23 protein-coding genes are annotated in these 18316 nt (G+C 36.5%); 8 read left to right on the top strand and 15 right to left on the bottom strand.

Features of this window, described 5'->3' with window-relative positions; all coding sequences use genetic code 11:
- Positions 1-13: 13 nt before the first annotated feature.
- Both ACXZ1K_RS11490 and ACXZ1K_RS11485 read left to right on the top strand, forming a co-directional pair.
- Positions 14-661, top strand: a complete 648-nt coding sequence (locus ACXZ1K_RS11490; protein ID WP_458969808.1) for a DUF6266 family protein — start codon at positions 14-16, stop codon at positions 659-661.
- 21 nt (positions 662-682) lie between these two features.
- Positions 683-829 carry a hypothetical protein gene (locus ACXZ1K_RS11485; protein ID WP_458969807.1) on the top strand — a complete coding sequence of 49 codons (147 nt, stop codon included), beginning with the start codon at positions 683-685 and terminating at the stop codon, positions 827-829.
- A gap of 86 nt (positions 830-915) precedes the next feature.
- Here the strand turns inward: ACXZ1K_RS11485 and ACXZ1K_RS11480 are convergent, their stop codons facing one another.
- The 3 genes from ACXZ1K_RS11480 to ACXZ1K_RS11470 form a co-directional block, all read right to left on the bottom strand.
- On the bottom strand, positions 916-1356 hold the full coding sequence (locus ACXZ1K_RS11480) for a hypothetical protein (protein ID WP_458969806.1): 441 nt from the start codon (positions 1354-1356) through the stop codon (positions 916-918).
- 37 nt (positions 1357-1393) lie between these two features.
- Positions 1394-1711: a hypothetical protein gene (locus tag ACXZ1K_RS11475; RefSeq protein ID WP_458969805.1), complete on the bottom strand. Its 318-nt coding sequence runs from the start codon at positions 1709-1711 to the stop codon at positions 1394-1396.
- Between the two features lie 62 nt (positions 1712-1773).
- Positions 1774-2004, bottom strand: coding sequence for a hypothetical protein (locus ACXZ1K_RS11470; protein ID WP_458969804.1), 231 nt, complete (start codon positions 2002-2004; stop codon positions 1774-1776).
- A gap of 539 nt (positions 2005-2543) precedes the next feature.
- On the opposite strand from ACXZ1K_RS11470, the gene ACXZ1K_RS11465 reads away from it, so the two are divergent.
- Both ACXZ1K_RS11465 and ACXZ1K_RS11460 read left to right on the top strand, forming a co-directional pair.
- Positions 2544-2741, top strand: coding sequence for a DUF2683 family protein (locus tag ACXZ1K_RS11465; RefSeq protein ID WP_458969803.1), 198 nt, complete (start codon positions 2544-2546; stop codon positions 2739-2741).
- Positions 2732-3043, top strand: a complete 312-nt coding sequence (locus ACXZ1K_RS11460) for a Txe/YoeB family addiction module toxin (protein ID WP_458969802.1) — start codon at positions 2732-2734, stop codon at positions 3041-3043. The genes ACXZ1K_RS11465 and ACXZ1K_RS11460 overlap by 10 nt, the downstream gene beginning before the upstream one ends.
- An 888-nt stretch (positions 3044-3931) precedes the next feature.
- Here the strand turns inward: ACXZ1K_RS11460 and ACXZ1K_RS11455 are convergent.
- The 3 genes from ACXZ1K_RS11455 to ACXZ1K_RS11445 all read right to left on the bottom strand — a co-directional run bounded on the left by ACXZ1K_RS11455 (position 3932) and on the right by ACXZ1K_RS11445 (position 5678).
- Complete coding sequence (locus ACXZ1K_RS11455; RefSeq protein WP_458969801.1) at positions 3932-4375, bottom strand: immunity 26/phosphotriesterase HocA family protein; 444 nt, start codon at positions 4373-4375, stop codon at positions 3932-3934.
- Between the two features lie 38 nt (positions 4376-4413).
- Positions 4414-4857 carry a hypothetical protein gene (locus ACXZ1K_RS11450; protein ID WP_458969800.1) on the bottom strand — a complete coding sequence of 148 codons (444 nt, stop codon included), beginning with the start codon at positions 4855-4857 and terminating at the stop codon, positions 4414-4416.
- Between the two features lie 113 nt (positions 4858-4970).
- Positions 4971-5678, bottom strand: a complete 708-nt coding sequence (locus ACXZ1K_RS11445) for a DUF4262 domain-containing protein (protein WP_458969799.1) — start codon at positions 5676-5678, stop codon at positions 4971-4973.
- Between the two features lie 778 nt (positions 5679-6456).
- Here ACXZ1K_RS11445 and ACXZ1K_RS11440 point away from each other — a divergent pair.
- A complete protein-coding gene (locus tag ACXZ1K_RS11440; protein WP_458969798.1) occupies positions 6457-7161 on the top strand; it encodes a hypothetical protein in 705 nt (234 codons plus the stop codon).
- A gap of 96 nt (positions 7162-7257) precedes the next feature.
- Here ACXZ1K_RS11440 and ACXZ1K_RS11435 read toward each other — a convergent pair whose 3' ends face one another.
- Complete coding sequence (locus ACXZ1K_RS11435; protein ID WP_458969797.1) at positions 7258-7755, bottom strand: ankyrin repeat domain-containing protein; 498 nt, start codon at positions 7753-7755, stop codon at positions 7258-7260.
- Positions 7756-7907: 152 nt separating this feature from the next.
- On the opposite strand from ACXZ1K_RS11435, the gene ACXZ1K_RS11430 reads away from it, so the two are divergent.
- The gene (locus tag ACXZ1K_RS11430) at positions 7908-8114 is read left to right on the top strand and encodes a DUF2683 family protein (protein ID WP_458969796.1); all 207 of its coding nucleotides are present in this window, start codon (positions 7908-7910) and stop codon (positions 8112-8114) included.
- An 801-nt stretch (positions 8115-8915) separates the two neighbouring features.
- On the opposite strand, the gene ACXZ1K_RS11425 is transcribed toward ACXZ1K_RS11430, so the two are convergent.
- Both ACXZ1K_RS11425 and ACXZ1K_RS11420 read right to left on the bottom strand, forming a co-directional pair.
- A complete protein-coding gene (locus ACXZ1K_RS11425) occupies positions 8916-9146 on the bottom strand; it encodes a hypothetical protein (protein WP_458969795.1) in 231 nt (76 codons plus the stop codon).
- A 36-nt stretch (positions 9147-9182) separates the two neighbouring features.
- The gene (locus tag ACXZ1K_RS11420; protein ID WP_458969794.1) at positions 9183-9572 is read right to left on the bottom strand and encodes a hypothetical protein; all 390 of its coding nucleotides are present in this window, start codon (positions 9570-9572) and stop codon (positions 9183-9185) included.
- Between the two features lie 103 nt (positions 9573-9675).
- Between ACXZ1K_RS11420 and ACXZ1K_RS11415 the strand changes: the two genes are divergently transcribed.
- Entirely contained in the window at positions 9676-10278 is a 603-nt protein-coding gene (locus ACXZ1K_RS11415; protein ID WP_458969793.1) for a hypothetical protein, read from the top strand.
- Positions 10279-10378: 100 nt separating this feature from the next.
- Here the strand turns inward: ACXZ1K_RS11415 and ACXZ1K_RS11410 are convergent, their stop codons facing one another.
- From ACXZ1K_RS11410 to ACXZ1K_RS11390, 5 genes are all read right to left on the bottom strand, one after another.
- On the bottom strand, positions 10379-10543 hold the full coding sequence (locus ACXZ1K_RS11410; protein ID WP_458969792.1) for a hypothetical protein: 165 nt from the start codon (positions 10541-10543) through the stop codon (positions 10379-10381).
- Between the two features lie 1072 nt (positions 10544-11615).
- Positions 11616-12017, bottom strand: a complete 402-nt coding sequence (locus ACXZ1K_RS11405; protein WP_458969791.1) for a hypothetical protein — start codon at positions 12015-12017, stop codon at positions 11616-11618.
- Positions 12018-12187: 170 nt separating this feature from the next.
- Positions 12188-12892: a hypothetical protein gene (locus ACXZ1K_RS11400; RefSeq protein WP_458969790.1), complete on the bottom strand. Its 705-nt coding sequence runs from the start codon at positions 12890-12892 to the stop codon at positions 12188-12190.
- Positions 12893-12949: 57 nt separating this feature from the next.
- A complete protein-coding gene (locus tag ACXZ1K_RS11395) occupies positions 12950-13318 on the bottom strand; it encodes a hypothetical protein (RefSeq protein WP_458969789.1) in 369 nt (122 codons plus the stop codon).
- Between the two features lie 159 nt (positions 13319-13477).
- Positions 13478-14665, bottom strand: a complete 1188-nt coding sequence (locus ACXZ1K_RS11390; protein ID WP_458969788.1) for a winged helix-turn-helix domain-containing protein — start codon at positions 14663-14665, stop codon at positions 13478-13480.
- Between the two features lie 135 nt (positions 14666-14800).
- On the opposite strand from ACXZ1K_RS11390, the gene ACXZ1K_RS11385 reads away from it, so the two are divergent.
- A complete protein-coding gene (locus ACXZ1K_RS11385; protein ID WP_458969787.1) occupies positions 14801-16351 on the top strand; it encodes a PAS domain-containing sensor histidine kinase in 1551 nt (516 codons plus the stop codon).
- Here the strand turns inward: ACXZ1K_RS11385 and ACXZ1K_RS11380 are convergent.
- Positions 16326-18278 carry an LTA synthase family protein gene (locus ACXZ1K_RS11380; RefSeq protein WP_458969786.1) on the bottom strand — a complete coding sequence of 651 codons (1953 nt, stop codon included), beginning with the start codon at positions 18276-18278 and terminating at the stop codon, positions 16326-16328. The two genes, ACXZ1K_RS11385 and ACXZ1K_RS11380, sit on opposite strands and share 26 nt — an antisense overlap.
- Between the last annotated feature and the right edge of the window lie 38 nt (positions 18279-18316).

Below are 18316 nucleotides of genomic sequence, written 5' to 3'. Positions count from 1 at the left end.
TTAGGATTTAGTTATGGGAATTTTAGAAACAGGGATATTAGGGGGCTTCAGTAAAAAGGCAGGGTCTGTAAATGGACGTAAGCACAGGGGTCAGGATTTAATTACCGGGTTATACCGCATAACCGGAAAGGTAAAGAAAGGAACGCCTAAGCGGCTAGTAGCCCGCAATAAGTTTGCCCAGCTCAATGTCTTTTTGAACAGTGCGGCTTCGCTGGTGAATATTGGATTTAAAAAATCTAAACATGGCACACCGGTAAATACCGCATACAGCTTTAACTACGAGCATGCTTTTGCAATAGCAGATGAAGTGGTGAAGCTGGATTTTTCCAAACTGGTGATCAGTCGCGGTAATGTGGAAGAATTGGAAGGCTTAGAAATGGTATCAGAAAATGGGCACATCAACATGAGCTGGCTTGCGCAACCCCAATCACGTTTATGCCAGTATACCGATAAAATACACTTCCTGTTTTACAGGGACCTAAAAAAAGGTGATGCCACTTGTTTGCAGAGTATTTGCGAACGTGGCGATTTATCGGTCAGTTTAGACATGAACCACGTTGCCGGTAAAACAGGGCATTGTTACCTCAGCTTTTCCTCTGCAGATGGAAAGTTGCAGGGAGATAGCATTTATTTAGGGACGATGAAGGTGGCGAAGGCTTAAATGAATGTTAAGCGTTATTTTATGTTTGAAGAAGTTAGAGTTGTATCCTTACCTATAACGGTGAAGATTGCTTTCGAGCAAAAGAAGCAAGTTTATCCTGATTATGTTGTAAAAGGTATAAAGCATTCTATTAGCCTAGCCGATGAAGGCGAGTTAAAACTTATATAGGCATTTGAAATATGCAGAAAGGGCAATGAGTCTCGTTATAATAGCTGGCAATTCTCATTAGTTATACGGCCTTTATAATTACTATCTTAATACTTTCTTACCAATGAATATCCGCGAGTGCCCTTTGGGTCAACACTTACCCATTTTGTATAGCCCAGATCTTTTCGTAAAAGTAGTATCAGTTTTTTGCCAATTAGTATCCACTTAGTTTCTGCTGTGACACCATATTTATTATTTCCCGGCAAATCAGAAACTAAATCTATCTCTGTTAAAATCAAAGTGTCGTTTTTTATATAATATTTTCCAGACCTAGGAAAATCAAATCCACAAACAAAACTATTGTAAGCGGTTTTTTTTAAGAAAATGTAATTTATACAACCGTCCGAATCTTTAATTTCCCACCTGGTATTTTTCATGTTCTGCATCCTTTCCGGGTTGGCATGTCCTTGGATGCGAGCAGACAGATCACTGTCTTTATAGAGGCAAATCAAAAGTATGATAATTGATATGGCAAGGTATTCTTTCATCACGTTTAAAATATTTGGTTAGGGGTAATTATTCCTGCTACACAGCAATTATATCGATAATTTCAGGCATATGGGCAATATCAAAAAGATCGACTACGATCACAACATATCTTAATTTACCTCCTATTTTTGCAACAAAAATTAATAAGTTATCATGTAATCCGCTAAAATTTGAATCATTTATCTCTTTCACAGTGTCTAACTGATAATCTAATAGGAGCGCCTTTATTTTGTCATATTTATACTGACCGTCATATTCAATTCCATTGATAAATTCTAATTCAATATTTTCATCAATACTAATTTCTATTTTCGTTTTTAATGATTCTATAATGAATTTCATTAACGCTTTCATTTCTTTTTACCTTTCTTAATCTTTTGTAGTGAAAGAATGTCTAATTGAGTTACGCGAGGGGACTAATTCTTACTTCTATAATACGTAAAGCGATTTGAGGAATTAAATTGGGTTGTTTTCCAAACATTATCATATTTTACTTTTCCTGAAACGAGCGACAAGTTATTACCTTTTAGTAAGTATTTTTTTACCGCTGTAATAATATATTTTTCTTCCCCTGGCACATTGGATGCAAGATCTATTTCTGTTAAGATTAGCATGTCTCCTTTCCTGAAGCTGAAAAAAGTTCCCATTTAGCGACTTCAGTTATTGTTTTGCCCTTTAAAGCATCAAATCAGTTTTTATATAATTTTTAGGTGCATCAATATTCCAATCCATATTTAGCCATTTCTAAACAGGGTCATTTGGAATTACTGCTGCCGACATTATTGGTGTACCCAGTGTTCTTTTTATCGGGATAATTTGATAAGCCTTGATTAATATACTATAATAATCATAAACTCCTGACATTAATTTTTCACGCCAGGATGAATCTCCAGCTAAATAGAAAAACGTTATTGTCAATGTTGTTTCATATGATATCTAAAAATTCCCTATTTGACATAATGGCCATGTTTCCGGTAAAACTGGGCATTGTTACCTCAGCTTTTCTTCTGCAGATGGCAAGTTGCAGGCGATAGTATTTATTTGGGGACGGTGAAGGTGGCGAAGATTACGGCCACGACCCTCCTATTCAGGTTGCATTCTTAAGCGATAGCAAGAATTAGCCGATTGGGAATTAGTCAAATTAAAGGGTGCTATTTTTGTTAAGAATATTATTTAAATTTGTACTATGGAAACATTAATCATGCATCCGCAAAATAAAGAGCAGTTAAGTGCATTGAAAGCTATAGCCAAAGCATTTAAGATTGACTTTAAGTCTGAGAAGGAAATCTATAACCCGGAATTTGTAAAAAAGATTCTACAAGGTGAAGAAGATATAAAAAACGGAAAAGGCGTGAAAATAGCTACTGAAGATTTGTGGAAGTAATCTATTCTCCAAAAGCTGCTGAAGATTTACAATATTGGAAGAAATCAGGTAATAAAATTATACAAAAGAAAATCCAGGAATTAATTTCTGCTATCCAAGAAAATCCTTTCAGTGGAATTGGTAAACCTGAGCAGTTAAAACACGAGCTCTCAGGCAGGTGGTCTCGTAGAATCAATAAAGAACACAGATTAGTTTACAAGATAAACGAAGCAATTCATCAGATCGAAATTCTTGAAGTCCTGTCTCTAAAAGGCCATTATTGTAACCTATTATTTTTACTAGCTCAATCAAAACGCACTTAGCAGCAGAAAGTAAAGCTACTATTTTATAAAATGTTGTGACCAAAAAAAAACCAGTTTTTTGTCCTTATCGTGAACATAACATTCAACATCTGTTCTTGCTTTCACAATTGAATTCGCTGCATATATGCCTTCAAGAGGAGTTGATTATACAGTATATACTATTTGTTCGAAGTTAATTGCGTAATGGAAAGCTTCATCCAAGACCTTTCCCGTATTAACATCTGCTCGTGATAACACGACTTGTTCTCCAAAAAATGCGGGAAACTGTGGGCTCATATAAATATTCTTTTCTATTTACTTAATGTAGCAATTATAAGCAGAACTTGAGTAAAAGATAGCCACTAATTTAGGCTGACCTATTCGCAAGTGAAATCGAAAAGATATAACTTCTCATCTCTAAAATAAAAGTTAGCGAAACATCTATCAGATCCTCCGACGATTTTTCCATTTTGGCAAATAGAATTACAATAATAGGTATAGACTTCATCATCCGCTTTCTTTCTAAAGGTATCCGGCTGGTGAAAAATATTTAGAAATACTCCCTTTGAGGCACCTATTAGGGCATGTTTCTTTAATAAATTCAAAGCTAGTTCCTTGTTTCGAATACCTTTACATCCGCATTTATCATTGGTCCAGGCATGCCATGTTGAAGTGCTAGCTTTCTTTTTTAATTCAGCTTTATTCTGGCATTGACAAAAAATGCTAACAATAAATAAGAAGAATAAAAATCTCATTACCACACTTGTCATATGTTTATTTTCATTTTATACAGATCAATGATTTTTTCCGGTATCATCATAGTCAAACCATTTTTCTTTAAATCATAATTGTGGGCACATATTCCCTCATTGAGTTTCCCGAACCCGATAAAGCTCCTTTGCTAGCTATTTACAGCTCAAGTCTTGACTTGTAAGTAATACCATTATAAAAGTCAATAAGTCTGTTCTCAACGTGCATATAATCCCAAACCGCTAGCTGTTCCAAGCCAATGCATTCTTCTGGACTGACTTTTGTCCTTTCACCATGATAGTCAATCCAACAAATTTTTGGATCCCCAATATCTTGTATGAAAAACGGCTCTACAACATCCAAGTTTTTTGGCAATTCACTAATTCCTATTATAGGCCATCGACCTTTTTTTATAACACTTGACATGACGTAAACTTTAAAGAGCACCGGAGCACTTTCGATGTCAGTCAAGTCCAGGATATCTTTGTGCGTCTTATGGTCATAAAATGCATAGACACAATTTCTTATTATTCTACCATAGGTGTGAAAACCCTCATTTAGTGGAACCTTAAAAAATGCCCCAATGGTTTCTTTCTGTCTCATGTTGTTTCCTTTATATTAATAAGTTCTATGAAGGTGGACTAATTCTTACTTCTATAATACGTAAAGCGATTTGAGGAATTAAATTGGGTTGTTTTCCAAACATCGTCATATTTTTCTTTTGCTGAAACGAGCGACAACTTATTATCTTTTATCAGATATTTACTTACCGCTGTAACGATATACTTTTCTTTTCCTGACACATTGGATTCAAGATCTATTTCTGTCAAGATTAGCGTATCTCCTTTTAACTTGAACTTCCCAGAAACCAAATAATCCATTTCGCAATTATACTCCTCGTAGGCTGTATTCTTAATTTTGAGATAATTTAAACAATCACTACTAACTCTATTAATCCACCTGGTGTTTTTGATATCAATTAATTTTTGACGCTTTAAAGAATGATGGCCTTCAGAATTTGAGTGCATACCTGAATTAACCAAACCTGAAACAGTTAAGATGCTCACTATTAAATTGGACTTCATATTTTTATTTAAAAATAACCCTATTTATTTGATAAACTAGGCATATAGGTTTTTAACGCATTAGGTTGAGAACGCAGTGCTCGATCGGGGACAAGATGTCGCCAAATTTTAAATTACCAATCTTGCCAGTTTGATTCTTTACTATCTCGCCACAAACCATCCCCAACAGCTAAACTTAAGATAGGTTCTAATGTATTGTCAATTCCTAAGACTGTGCCTAACGGAACTATTCTTATATCGTCTTCTGTTACATCTGGCCCTGGACCTGAAAACATTTCCCATTTATGTTCTTCCCATCTCACAAGTTCAATTATTGGTTTGCCTTTTAAAGCATCAATATCAGTTACTACATATGAGTTATCAGGCGCTTTTATATTCCAATCCATATCTAGCCATTTCCAAATAGGATTACTTAATGTTCTTGCTTCCGACATTAATGGTGTATCCATAGTTTTATTTAGCGGAATAATCTGATAAGCTATAATATCATCTAACTCATAATAATCATAAACACCCAGCATAAGTTTTTTACTCCAGGATGAATCTACCGTACCTAAATAGTAAACATTATTGTCAGATAAAAAAAACTGGGAATCCACTGTAGATCCAGATTCTAAATTTTGATATATGAGTCTAAATAGCGATTCATTCTCTTCTACAGAATTAAATCCTCCTGCAATAATTAATTCAAACCCGATTTTTTCAGTTAATCCTATGGAATAAGAAAAATCTGGATTTTGCCCGCCATTGACTAGCGTGATATGATACCCATTATTAACAATATTTTTTCTTATGATATTTAAAAATTCCTTCTTTGTCATTATTTATCGAGTTTTTCACGTCGGTCTATTTGCAATTTGCTCACTTGATATTTTGAGTAGTACTTCGCTAACTCTATGCTTTTTGCCGATTGCGCATTGGAATCAAGTGAGATCTAGATAAATAGAATCAATATTATCACTTATTGAGCTTAGTGAAAAACAAATCCTTTTGGTGGTTTTTCAGAACTCCATTTACCGTCGTAATTGATTTTTACTGCGACGAGAAGGAGACTCTTACCTTTAATTAAATAATTAGCCACTGAAACTGCTATATATTTGTTGCTACCAGGAAGATTAGATTCCAAATCAATTGTTGTCAATATCAGTGTATCTTTCTTAATCCTAATTCGACCCGTTTGGGGGTAGTCATAATCACATCCCGATTCTTCAAAAGTTTTAACCTTGAGCTTAAGGTGATATATGCAATCCTTATCAATTTTACGTATCCATTTAGTGATTGCGGGCGCTGATTAATGTATTTGAAATATTTAGATCAATACTTTTTTCCTGGATTACCGGATTCTTTTTGCCTAGTTGCTTGACGGAAACACGAATCTTCATTGTTAGCTGGTTTAATAGCTAAATATATATTTAAAAATGTAATCAATATTACTTTCTATTGACTTAATATAGTAATTATGAGAAGAACTTCTTATTATATATTTGACCTCAAATCCTTACAAGCAGCAAGCAATTAGATTATTATCATTCATTAACGGTAACAAAAACCGAAAATTTTTATCTCACCAATAATTTGATAAAGATAAATCCCCCTCTCATGAAAGTTTATAAAGCTATAATCATTGCGTCGATCGCGCTATTGTCGTGTAATACTGAAAGCAATGATGGCATCCCAGTGGCGAATGATAAGAAAAGTAACCAGGGTAAAGAACCCACTAAAACTGGTAACAGTATGGTCTTTTCCATTCATGAAGGCGTGGCTGTCGACGGTAGTTCTTACATCTTGTATCCCTTAGGAATTTCATCATTGAAAGATGAGGGGGACATGAAGCGTTACTCCTCTGACAGCGAAGCAGAAAACTATTGGAATATTGCATTTTACAATTTGGAAACCGGTGCTTCAAAATTATTGGATTCTAATCGAGCTTTATTGATCACCAACTTTGAGCGTAGGAAAGACTTTATTTTGTACAAAGTGACTACGACTGATTTCAATGGCGATGGAAAATTGGGATACAATGACCCTGCTTACTTATTTGTTTCTGATTTATCTGGCGCCAGATTTAGACAAATCTCTCCAAATAATGCACACGTGGTTAGCTGGACATTTACAAATCCCTCAGGAGTAATGTTAATCCAAACGGTACTAGATTCCAATAAGGACAAGAAATTTGGTAGTGGTGACCAGTCTGTTCCAATGATCTACAATCCATTATTGGATCAAACCGCCAGAGAAACGTTTTCTAAGGCATTCACAGACAAAGTCAATAATGAATTTGGAAAGTTGTATCAAGATAAGTAGTTATTCAACTTAGTTAAACTTGATTTAAATGCAGACGTTGACCATTGAATGTATATTGAATTCATAATAGACCCCTGAATAACAACCAAGCCGATTTTAATATACCTTGGAAAAGTATTGGCTTACATCATAGTTGGCAATTGTTTCCGCTAGTTTAATTGGGCTTATTCCAAAGTTATTCTGATTATTTGGATTAGCGCCTTTTGAAAGCAATAACTTGATCACCTCCCCTCTTCCGTCAGAACTAAATGTCGCTCTCCAAAGCGGTGTATTACCGTATTCATCTTTTACTTCCAAATCTGCTCCAGCGTGAACAAGTACCTTGACAACTTCTGGCAAATATCTTTGTGAAGCATAGTGTAGCGGATACCATCCAAGACCATCTTTTAAATTGACACCAGCTCCATTACTAATCAATCTTTCAACCGCAGTAAATGAATCTGAAAATATTGCGAAAAAAAGTAAGCTTCGGAAATCGTTATCAACGCAGTCAACCCCATTTATAGAACTCCAATTTTCAACTTGTGAAAAATCATGATCATAAATCGCTCTGATTATTTCTTTAGGTAGTTTTTTACTAGTTCTTTTTTTCATTTCTGCGTATATAAATTGAACTGCTTCCGTACGGCTAGATTTCTGGAGTATCATAAAAACCCAAACACATAGGGTAATGTTGAGACATCAAGTTCGGGAAATATTTTGAGATTGGAATATCATGATAAATTCAATTTAGCTATATTTGAATTATGGAAACATATCTTGTACATCCGGACAAATCGCAAGAAAAAGCATTAAAGGCGTTTTTAAAAGCTTTAGCGGTTCCTTTTGAGAAGAAGAAGGATGACCCTCTTCCTGTCCATGTAGTTGAGGGCATAAAAAGAGGGCAAGACCAGCTAAAAAAAGGTATGGGTAAGACATCTGAAGAAGTATTTAAGAAATACGACCAAATTTAATGCAGGTGATTTGGTCTCCCGAAGCAGAGGAGACATTTGATTCAATTGTAATTTTTATTACAAATAACTGAGGTATCTCAGCGTCCAGAAGCTTCATTAAGAAAACAAAGAAATTGCTAAGGGCGGTATCCGCAATGCCCATGATGTTTCCAGAAACAGATTTACCTAATGTAAGAAAAGCGGTGATTGTAGCACAGTCCAGTGTCTTTTATGAGGTTAAAAAAGATTATATAGGATTACTTTTCTTCTGCGATAACAGACAAGACAAGTTAATATTAACCCAGCAAGAGGTTGACAAATGAAATCGATACAGAGGATTTAATCAAGCTTGTAGCTCTTCCAAAGTACATCAAATGGAAAAGGTCAAGAAGTTAGGAACTTAATTCATGACTATATTCTATTTTTCTTATCCAAAAAAATAAGGTATCAATTCTCGCAGTGATTCTATGTGAATCGACATGATTTATATGCTTTATGTATAGATACACATATTGGAATTTATAATTGATCCGTGAATAGAGACAAAACCAATCTTGAATTCCGGTTCTGGGAAGTCACCATTGCTAAATGGTCCAGCAAACTTGTACCGTTCTAAAACAAAGTTAGATCCGAATGAAAAGGGGATTATATGTCTTCGAACAGCAGTTCTAATGAGTGTCCTAATTATAAGAACGGTAAGTGCGGTAATCGCGGTAAACATTATGATAACAACTATGAAAATCTCCATAAAATTTTTACCCTTACAAATCTCGGTTAATTTATTAATTTTACCAAGCGACGTTAAGTCTCTTTTAGTTTATCCTAAACCACCCTAGCAACCCAAATATTTTCTTGTTCAGAAAATTCAACAGTACCAGCAGTGATAAGACCGTCATGATCATTCAAACTCAATTTCCCACCATTTCGAAGTTTAATTTTTTTTTCGTTTACATCAATCAATGTTTGATGGTTATTCAAACGAAGTCTACCATGATTATCGACACTATTGAAATCAACAAATATACTAGTCATTATTTTCTTATTTAAATCCATAAATATTCAAACATGGCTCAATTTTTAACTAATGAGTTACAGTGAAACATCATGGCGACTGAACAATTTTCTATTTCCATCATCTGTTCTAGACAGTCTTACTGACCAATTTCCATCTCGACACTCGATTATTGAATTGTGCTCATTTTTTACGCTTAACCAAATGACATTCAGATTGTTCTCATCATAAAAAGCGTATGTATCGTAATCCAATCGGACCACTTGATTTTTTAAAACCAGATACTTGAGATACCAGTAGGCTGCTTGAAATTCTATAGAAAATACTGTAAAAGGTTCAATTTCAAATTCACCATACAATGAGACCGAGTTAGAATGTTCTACAAATTGCTTTAAAAAATGTAAGTCGTTAATGGTCCCTACAATTTCAATTTCGTTGAACTGAGAGTTGTTTGGTTCTTCTGACATTTAAGAGATTTATCTGCACTGGGTATTTACCCATCTTTAACATATAAATATGCGATTTGGATTTTACATTCGTACAATCAGATAAAAACATTAATATTAAGGAATGAAAAAAGAGCACGTATTCTGGAACTGGTTTAAAGAGAATGAAGCAAAATATTTTTTCCTTAATCAAATTGAGGATGATGACGAAAGAGAGGAAATTTTGAACGATTTCCTGGAACATTTACATCTGTACTGTGAGAATTTGTATTTCGAGATTGGTGGCATGCCAGATGAGAAACAGGATTTAATTGTAACGGCTGGAGGAAATGAGGATTTCTTTGAAGCAGTGGAAACTTTGGTAGAAGCAGCGCCATCATTAGAAAACTGGAATATTATTGCATTTAAACCCGCGATTGACGATGGTGTGATTAGTTATGATGGTGTTAAGCTAGATGCAGAAACTATGTATTTCATGCCTCTGGAAAATAGTTCATCCAAGAAAATTGGCTTACGGGTATATGAGCCTAATTACGATCCAAATCACAAATCCAATTTTATAAACTGCTTACATTTAGTACTAGATAATCTTTTGGGAGAAAAGGCTAGTGTACAAGAGATTGGTTATTTAGAGATGCGGACGTTGACAAATGAAATTGATACAGAGGATTTAATCAAGCTTGTAGCTCTTCCGAAGTATATAAAATGGAAAAGGTCAAGAAGTTAGGACCTTTCATGGGGAAACATGATTGTCTAATACCGTATAGCCTGTTAGTATAGTTAGTCGTCCGACGAAGACGTTTTATCATCCTATTATTTCTTGGGGTCTAATAAAACAGTTCCTTTAACAATAGAAAGATGCCCATTACGATAAAAGACCACCAAAATTTCTTGTAAGAAGTACGCTGAGCAACGGGCGAAACCTTAATTAGTATTCCCACCAGTATCAATAGTATTGGACTTAAAATGGAGTTAAATTGATCGAAATTCATGTTTATTCATGTATTAACAGCATAACTAAATTATTTTTGCAGACGGACTATTTTTTATTACCGTTGCTAACTATCCTGGATCTGAGCCTTCCGAGATTTTTGACATCAATTCACCATTGATAAGAATAAGAGCAGAATCTATAATTACACTTCTAATCATATTCGCAAGTCTATTTAGTCTTACAAAACTACATCCGCGGTTCGGGCTATTTGAATGGTATGTGGTTATTCGTAAGTTTACTTGGTTATGTAAAATTAATAAATAATGGTGTTTAAAACACTGCTATCTCAAATCTCCAATGAGTTACTCGTGTACCGGGTTCAACTAACTGCAGTCAGATTATTGTGGTTCTTTTCTAAATTCAATCTATCTTATCAATTCGATCGTTTCATTTAACCCAGATGGATACCTTGTAATCAAACCCCTGTGAAAGATAGTCATGCGATCTCAATTGAACGGCTTGAATTTCTGACTTTAATGGCATAATTTAATAAAATTAAAGATAAGACTAGCGCGACAAAATCCACTCCAACCACCGTACCAGTAGCGTCTGCAAAATTTAATGTAAGGTAAGCTTTAAATTCAGGTCGAAAAAATCTGAAGCCGCTACTCATCATAGCATCATTGGTATAATGATACCCTATACATTCTAATCCTTGAGTGTATTTGAAGTAAAAGCCATTAGTAAAAATAAGAAAGACTTGCACGAAAGAAATCAGACAATTAAAATAAAGTTTATTAGCGTCACAAAAACCAGATTTTAAGACAAAGAAATTCACAACTAACGTTATCATCGAAAGTAGAAGCATTGCACTAACTCCAAATACTGCAAACAAGTTCGTTGTATCTAAATTTACAAAAAGAAACATTATAGCAATTAGGCTTACGGTCGCGTTTAGTGTAAGATAAGTCGAGATATATTTGAGTAACTTATTTGAATTAAGGTCTAGCATTTTATTTTGTGATAGTAATGTTAATGAATGTTGCCGTAACATATTCCTCTGCTTATTTGTAAGCTACCATTTGCGCAAAATCCTATTTCTGGCTTGTGAAATATAAAAGTAGAAGAATCTAAAAGGTAATATCTTTTATCTTTCGTTTTTTATATGTATCTCGGTAGTCAAGAGTCATCTTTGTATGGTTTCTTTTATAAACTTCCAGAAGAAAAGAACCTTGTTTCTTTGACAGTGAATCACCGACCTCGACATATTGCTCCCAAGGCCTTATTATTGGACATATTTGCTCGCCGTCCAAAACGGCATATTTGCCATTATGGTTCCTTTCATCAAAATACAATGAATCAACCCGTCCAGTAAAACTTTCAGCCAAATCGCCTGTAGCGATTAACTCCTGAGTGCTTGGCCCGGTAGTCGCTGTATAAACGACAAATCCTATTAACACAAGCATCGGAACGCCAAAAACAAAATATAAAATCTTACTATCTTTTCTAGTAATAAACTCTTTATTGATCATTTAGATACTCATATAGTTCTATAATTATACATTGCGGACGCCCCAAATCCATTACCAAGTGATGTACTAAGTTGTTTAGTGGTATAGCCTGTTCCGTATCACCTTGCGCAAGATTCTTATATTCAAAGCTTTTGATCCTCCAGTCCGCAAATTTAGAATTGTCAATCCATTTAATTTTTCGGGCAGTTTAATTGGGGCTTAAACTCGTACTTTCTCTCATAAGCTCCTTTAACCTTCTTAAATATTCGCAGATCTTTTTTGCAAAAATAATAGAAGACTGCTTTTTGGTCATGATCAGCCAATAAATACAGTGAATCGATATCGCTTACGATATTAAATCTCCTAAAAACGGCTAAAGTACTTTCAGTCACAGGCTGCTTGTCCCTAAAAATAAAAAGCTTTCCCCCTTTTTCAATATATTTTGAATAATCTAGGATATGGGCATTATTTGAACCAAGTGTTGATGTGAAAACGACTGGTTTATGCAAAGCAAAGAAAACAACCTTTATTCTGGTTGAATCAACTCCTAGAATTGAATCTTGATAAATACCATCAGATCTTCTTATTTCAATTTTTTGTTCTACACCACTAGAGTAACTTACGTCATAGACAGAATCTTTATTTAGTTGCCTTTCGGTTTTTAAAAAATCTGAAATGGCATTTGATATTGCCTCATCCCTGCCACCTAAACTATAGAAATCTTTTTTATACAAATTGCATCCCTGCAATATCGATACTACTGCAGTGATTAAAAAAGCATGTTTCATTTTATCATACCAACTATAAATTTGGTTATTAATTCTCAATTTTCGCGGAGTAACGTTCTTCTTTGCGAAAATCTCAGGAAAGGTTATTACATCAACTAAAATTCCCATACAGATTGATATTCAATTATAAATTTACGTTGAGATTAACTTCTGACTTCTTTAAAATCACTTACTAAAATGGTGATTCTTAACATAATTCTTATGGAATTTAATGACTAAAGAGTCTGGACTCCGTTGAATGGGGACTGGAGGGCTAACTTTTAAGATTTTCTTTAGCGCAGACATTTTTTGCTGATATACAGTAAATCCTGTGAACCTAATATTCAAGCTGGCAGAAGGATTATCAGCATTCAATAGTAATAATGAGATAAATCTCTTATCTCCTCGTTCACCAGCTTCAAATACCCCGATTATCAAATCTTCTATATTTTTGCTTTTTACGAGTGTCTCTATTTTACGATCGTCAAGACTTTTATGGCAAGACATCAACAATAAAATAAAAATCACATAAAATATATTATCTAATTTCCTCATTGAGATTTGTTTATAAAAAAATCCATTGCTTAAAAAAATCTTCTAGTATCTTTTTCTTTAATTGTTCTGCTGTAACAAATCCATCCCATAATTTGAAATCATCTTCGTATTCTAAAAACCGCTGGGACACATCGCTTAAACAAAAGGTTGCGCCTACCTTCACAAACAACTTTTAATGGCCAACAGGTAATCTTCACGGTTAGACTTAACCAATTCCACATCCATGCACCCATTAAATAACACGAATGCTTTTAGCTTCTCCGTAATTTTTATCAAAGATTCATAAGTCAGTTCTACCTCTTCAAAATGTAGGTTGTTAACGATTAACTTTTTGTTCTTTCTATCCGCCTTGGCATCTAACCTTGCCACAAATTTATCGCCCACTAAAACTGGGTGAGAAAAATATCCATACTTCCTCTTAGGTGCAGGCACAAAGCATTCCACCTGATAATCGAAATCAAAGAAATCCCTTAAACGATGGCGGAAGACGTTTAAAATATCAAAAGGTGAAAGAATAAATGCTTCATTACTTATTTCAATTGCTGTTTTTTGATCTTCAAGCATATACAGAGGTCCCTTAAAGCCCTCAACCTGAACGTTTATGACCGAACCTTCCGCCACCATCTTCCCCAGTTCTTGTTTGACCAGGTTACCTTTTACATACCGCGCCCGCCAGGCAATGTCTTTAACATAAGCAATGCCCAATGCGCCGAGCGTCCTAATGACCACAAATCTTGCGTATTCTTCTGCTGATGGTAAGGTTAAATCGGTATCTGCTGGAACAAGGTTCAGCGGCTGGTCATAGATTTTATGAAACTTTTGGTCTCGTGTAATCATCAATTGCCCGTTTAGGTACAAGCGCTCCAATGCCACTTTAGCTGGTCGCCAATCCCACCAGCCTGAACTGGCCTCAATTCGGTCGTTGTCAAAATCGCCCACCATCAGCGGTCCTTCGCGCTCAATACGATCCAGGATTTGCTTCATCAGGTTCTTTTCAGCAGGGGTTAGCTCCTTCCTATTTTTTTCAAATGAATCCTTAACAGGTAATGAAAAGCGGAAGTCATGCATCGGGATAAAACCGGAATCTGAAGTAAAAAACTCAAATATTCGGCCCTCTTCCTGCAGATCCTTTAGCCATTCCTGCTCATAATCCGGCACGCGCGACCAGATTACCTGGTGATGGGCCCGCTCTACCACATAATTCGTATCCAGTTGTACAAAGCCAAGATGATCAATAAACCGGTAAACGGCTTCTATACCTGTACCAAACTGGGCTTCCTTTGAAAGTCCTGCCGCATGTAAAATAATTTTACGGGCATCTGTTTTTGAGAGTTGGATCGGCTGCATGCCACAAAATACTAAATATTTAGTATTTTGGTACTCATCATTTATGAACCTATTTTTTTTGCATAACGGCTACAGCTCTCCAGCAATTACTGCGCGGAAATTTATAATGAGCTATTTTCAACTACTTAATTGGGCATGAAACTAAATAAAGAAGCGGAGCGGATTGCTGAACAACTGCGCATGGCCGTTGAGGCTGCCAGGATCGGTTCATGGTACATTCATCCTGAAACAAAAGCACTGGAATACAACGACGTACTTGCGGAGATTTATGGTTACACGCGTGAGGAGCCCATGACTTACGAGGATGCAATTGGTCAGGTAAGTGAAGAATTCAGGTTAGAAATCAGAGAGGCCATCGCTGTGGCAATTAGGGATGGCGGACATTACGACATTACTTTTAGTCAGCACCGTTTCGACAACAATGAGTTAATCTGGCTGCGGTCTACCGGAAGGGTTATCCGTGATGAAATGGGCAACTACTCGATGTTCTCGGGCATTGTCATGGAAATCACTAACGAAATTAATGATAAAAAGGCGCTGGAAAAGGCTAACCGGGAATTGACGGAAGTACAATTTCAGCAACTGGAAACTTACTCCAATTTGATAAAAAGCCAGGACGACCTCAAGTTTGCCATTGATGCGGCCGGACTGGGTACCTTTGATTTTAATCCGCGGAGCGGAAGATTCGCCGGGAATGACCTGCTAAAATACTGGTTTGGGTTGAATCCGGATGAGGAGATAGAACTTTCAAAGGCTACGGATGTGATTATGGAGCAAGACCGTTTGCGCGTGTTGGATGCCATACAAAAAGCATTAAACTTTAAGCTGGGCGGAAATTATGATATCGAATACACCATCATTAATCCAAAAAATCCTGAACCACGGGTAGTTAGGGCAAAAGGAAAAGCATTATTTGATGATCAAGGTCAACCCACCCGTTTAAGCGGTACTGTACAGGACATCACTGATCAAAAAAGAGACGAGATCAGGAAGAACGATTTTATAGGTATGGTAAGTCATGAGCTAAAAACGCCACTCACCTCAATCAATGCCTATATCCAGCTGATGCAAAATCGCGCAAAGAAAAATGGAGATGAGTTTGGCATCTCGTCTTTGGATAAGGCAAATGTGCAGATCAAAAAGATGACCAACATGATCAATAGCTTTTTGAACGTTTCCCGGCTGGAATCCAGCCAGATTTATATTGATAAGCAAGTATTTGATTTGGCTGACCTGCTGAAGGAGATTGAAGAAGAAACTGTGACGACCAACAATTCCCATAGGCTTGTTTTTGAACAAATTGAGCCCATTGAGGTGAAGGCAGATCATGATAAGATAGGTCAGGTGCTCAGTAACTTAATCAGCAATGCGGTAAAGTATTCTCCAACAGGAAGTACAATAACTGTATCCTCTAAAATTGACAACGCCTACGCCCAGGTTAGCGTAACTGATGAAGGCATGGGCATAGCCGAAAAGGATTTGAAACACTTGTTCGATCGCTACTATCGCGTGGAGGGTGAGCAAATGAGATCAATTTCTGGTTTCGGGATTGGCTTGTATTTATGCGCAGAGATTATCCAACGGCACGATGGAAAAATCTGGGTAACGAGTAAGTCTGGAGAAGGCAGTACCTTTGTGTTCAGCCTGCCGATACACACCCCTACTGATGCAGACCTCCATTCTTAAAGAGGTCGTATGCTATTTGGTAATTGGATTTCGCCAAGTTTACTACCTCACCTGTTAATTTTACTGGTTTTTGTTCGTTGGTTGATTTCTGGTAAAGGAAAGTCTCCACTTTTTGATGCGGACCAAGGATCACCAAGCTATCTTGTTTAAGGTAGGCTAGTTTTTGATAGGTACCCAGGACTGCGCGGGGTTGGTAACCTGGCGCTAATACATTTTTACCAAAGAGGTTACTTTGGTAATTCCAGCCCAACAAATTAAACAAAGTCGGATATAAGTCTATTTGGGAGCACATTTGGTTAATTTTTAATGGCTTGGCTTGTGGCAGGTTTAAGATCAAACATGGGATATGATATTTACTGATGTCGATCTCATTCTTGCCTGCGCTGCTGGCGCAATGATCTGCCACGATAATTACCACTGTATTTTTATACCATGGTTTGCTGCTTAGTTTTCTTAAAAACTCGCCTATGGCGTAGTCGGTATAACGCACAGCCGCTTCCCTGCTGCCTCTCGGCATTGCGATCTTTCCGGCAGGAAATGTAAACGGGCGGTGATTGGATGTCGTCATCACAAAGCTGTAGAACGGTTTGCCATCTTTATATTGTTCATCAGATCCCCTTATCACTGCATCAAATAAATCTTCATCGCTAATTCCCCATGCGTTTTCAAAATGCACCTGGTCATCTGTAATTACCGTTCTTTTGGTTAAATAATTATCATCCAATTTGATGTTCCTTCCCCTATCCGTAATGTCGAACCCGTTGCTGCCGAAATACTCGTTCATGTTGTCGAAATAGCCATCTCCGCCATAATAAAACGTGCGACTGTAGCCTGCCTGTTTAAAGATATAACCTACCGTTTGCAGATTTTCATTGCCCTGCCTGCGCACAATACTACTACCCGGGGTTGGCGGTATTGATAAGGTGAGCGCTTCCATACCTCTTACTGTCCTGGTTCCGGTGGCATACATATTGGTAAAAAGCACGCTATGCTCGGCCAACGAATCCAATACCGGCATCAGGTGCTGGGTATTGCCAAAATGCTCCATGTAATCTGCACTCAGGCTTTCCACAGTGATCATGATTACATTGGGTTTTATAGGTGTGCCTGCATTGGTGACGTTTCGCAAGATGGAGTTGCCTTGCTTAACAAATTGCGCACTGGCCGACTGCAAATCCTGCCTGATTAGCCGATATGCTTCTTTATTAGGTAGCAGCGCATAAAAATCGTTGTAATTCAGTTCGTTGTTTTTAAATGCAGAAAAGAAGGAATAAATTCCTGCCTTGGCCAGCTCATTTTGGTAACGGTTGGTGCTATGTTCTGCGGCGCTATTGCTGAGTAGAAACGGATAAACCACTGTTAAAATCAACATAGTACATGACACCAGCAACCTGCTTTTAAAAGGCGTTTTGGCTTCGAAAGCAGCTTTAAATATTTGTTTGCAATGAAAAACAAACATAACCAACAGCACAAGTACCACCACCCCGCCAATCAGTAATGGCAGCGGATAGGATTCATTGATGTTGTTGATGACTTCGTAGGTATAAATCAGGTAATCAACCGCAATAAAATTGAAGCGGCTTTCAAATTCCTGCCAAAAGGTAAGCTCTGCAAAAAAAGAAAAGAAAGATATGAGTAAGATTAGGAATAGCCAGCCATAAGTAGCTATCTTATTGAATTTGGAACTAAGCAATTTACCTGGTAACATCAACAGGTAAAGGTTATACAAAGCGGTTAAAAATAGTGCAACTCCTATATCGTAGATAAAGCCAAGAAGGTAAAAGAACAGTACTCCGAGAACTGTAAAATCAGCCTTGTTGATTGAGATCGCAAACAAGACTGATCTTACCAGAAAAGAACTGGCAACGAATACCAGCATAAAGGAAAAAAGTATGGAGTACCTGCTTTTAAGTATTCTGTTCAACATTGTTTGCATTGTGGATGCAAGGATAATATCGAATTCTG

The organism is Pedobacter jaeyakensis (assembly GCF_054461315.1).
This window is presented reverse-complemented; position numbering and strand designations above follow the sequence as displayed.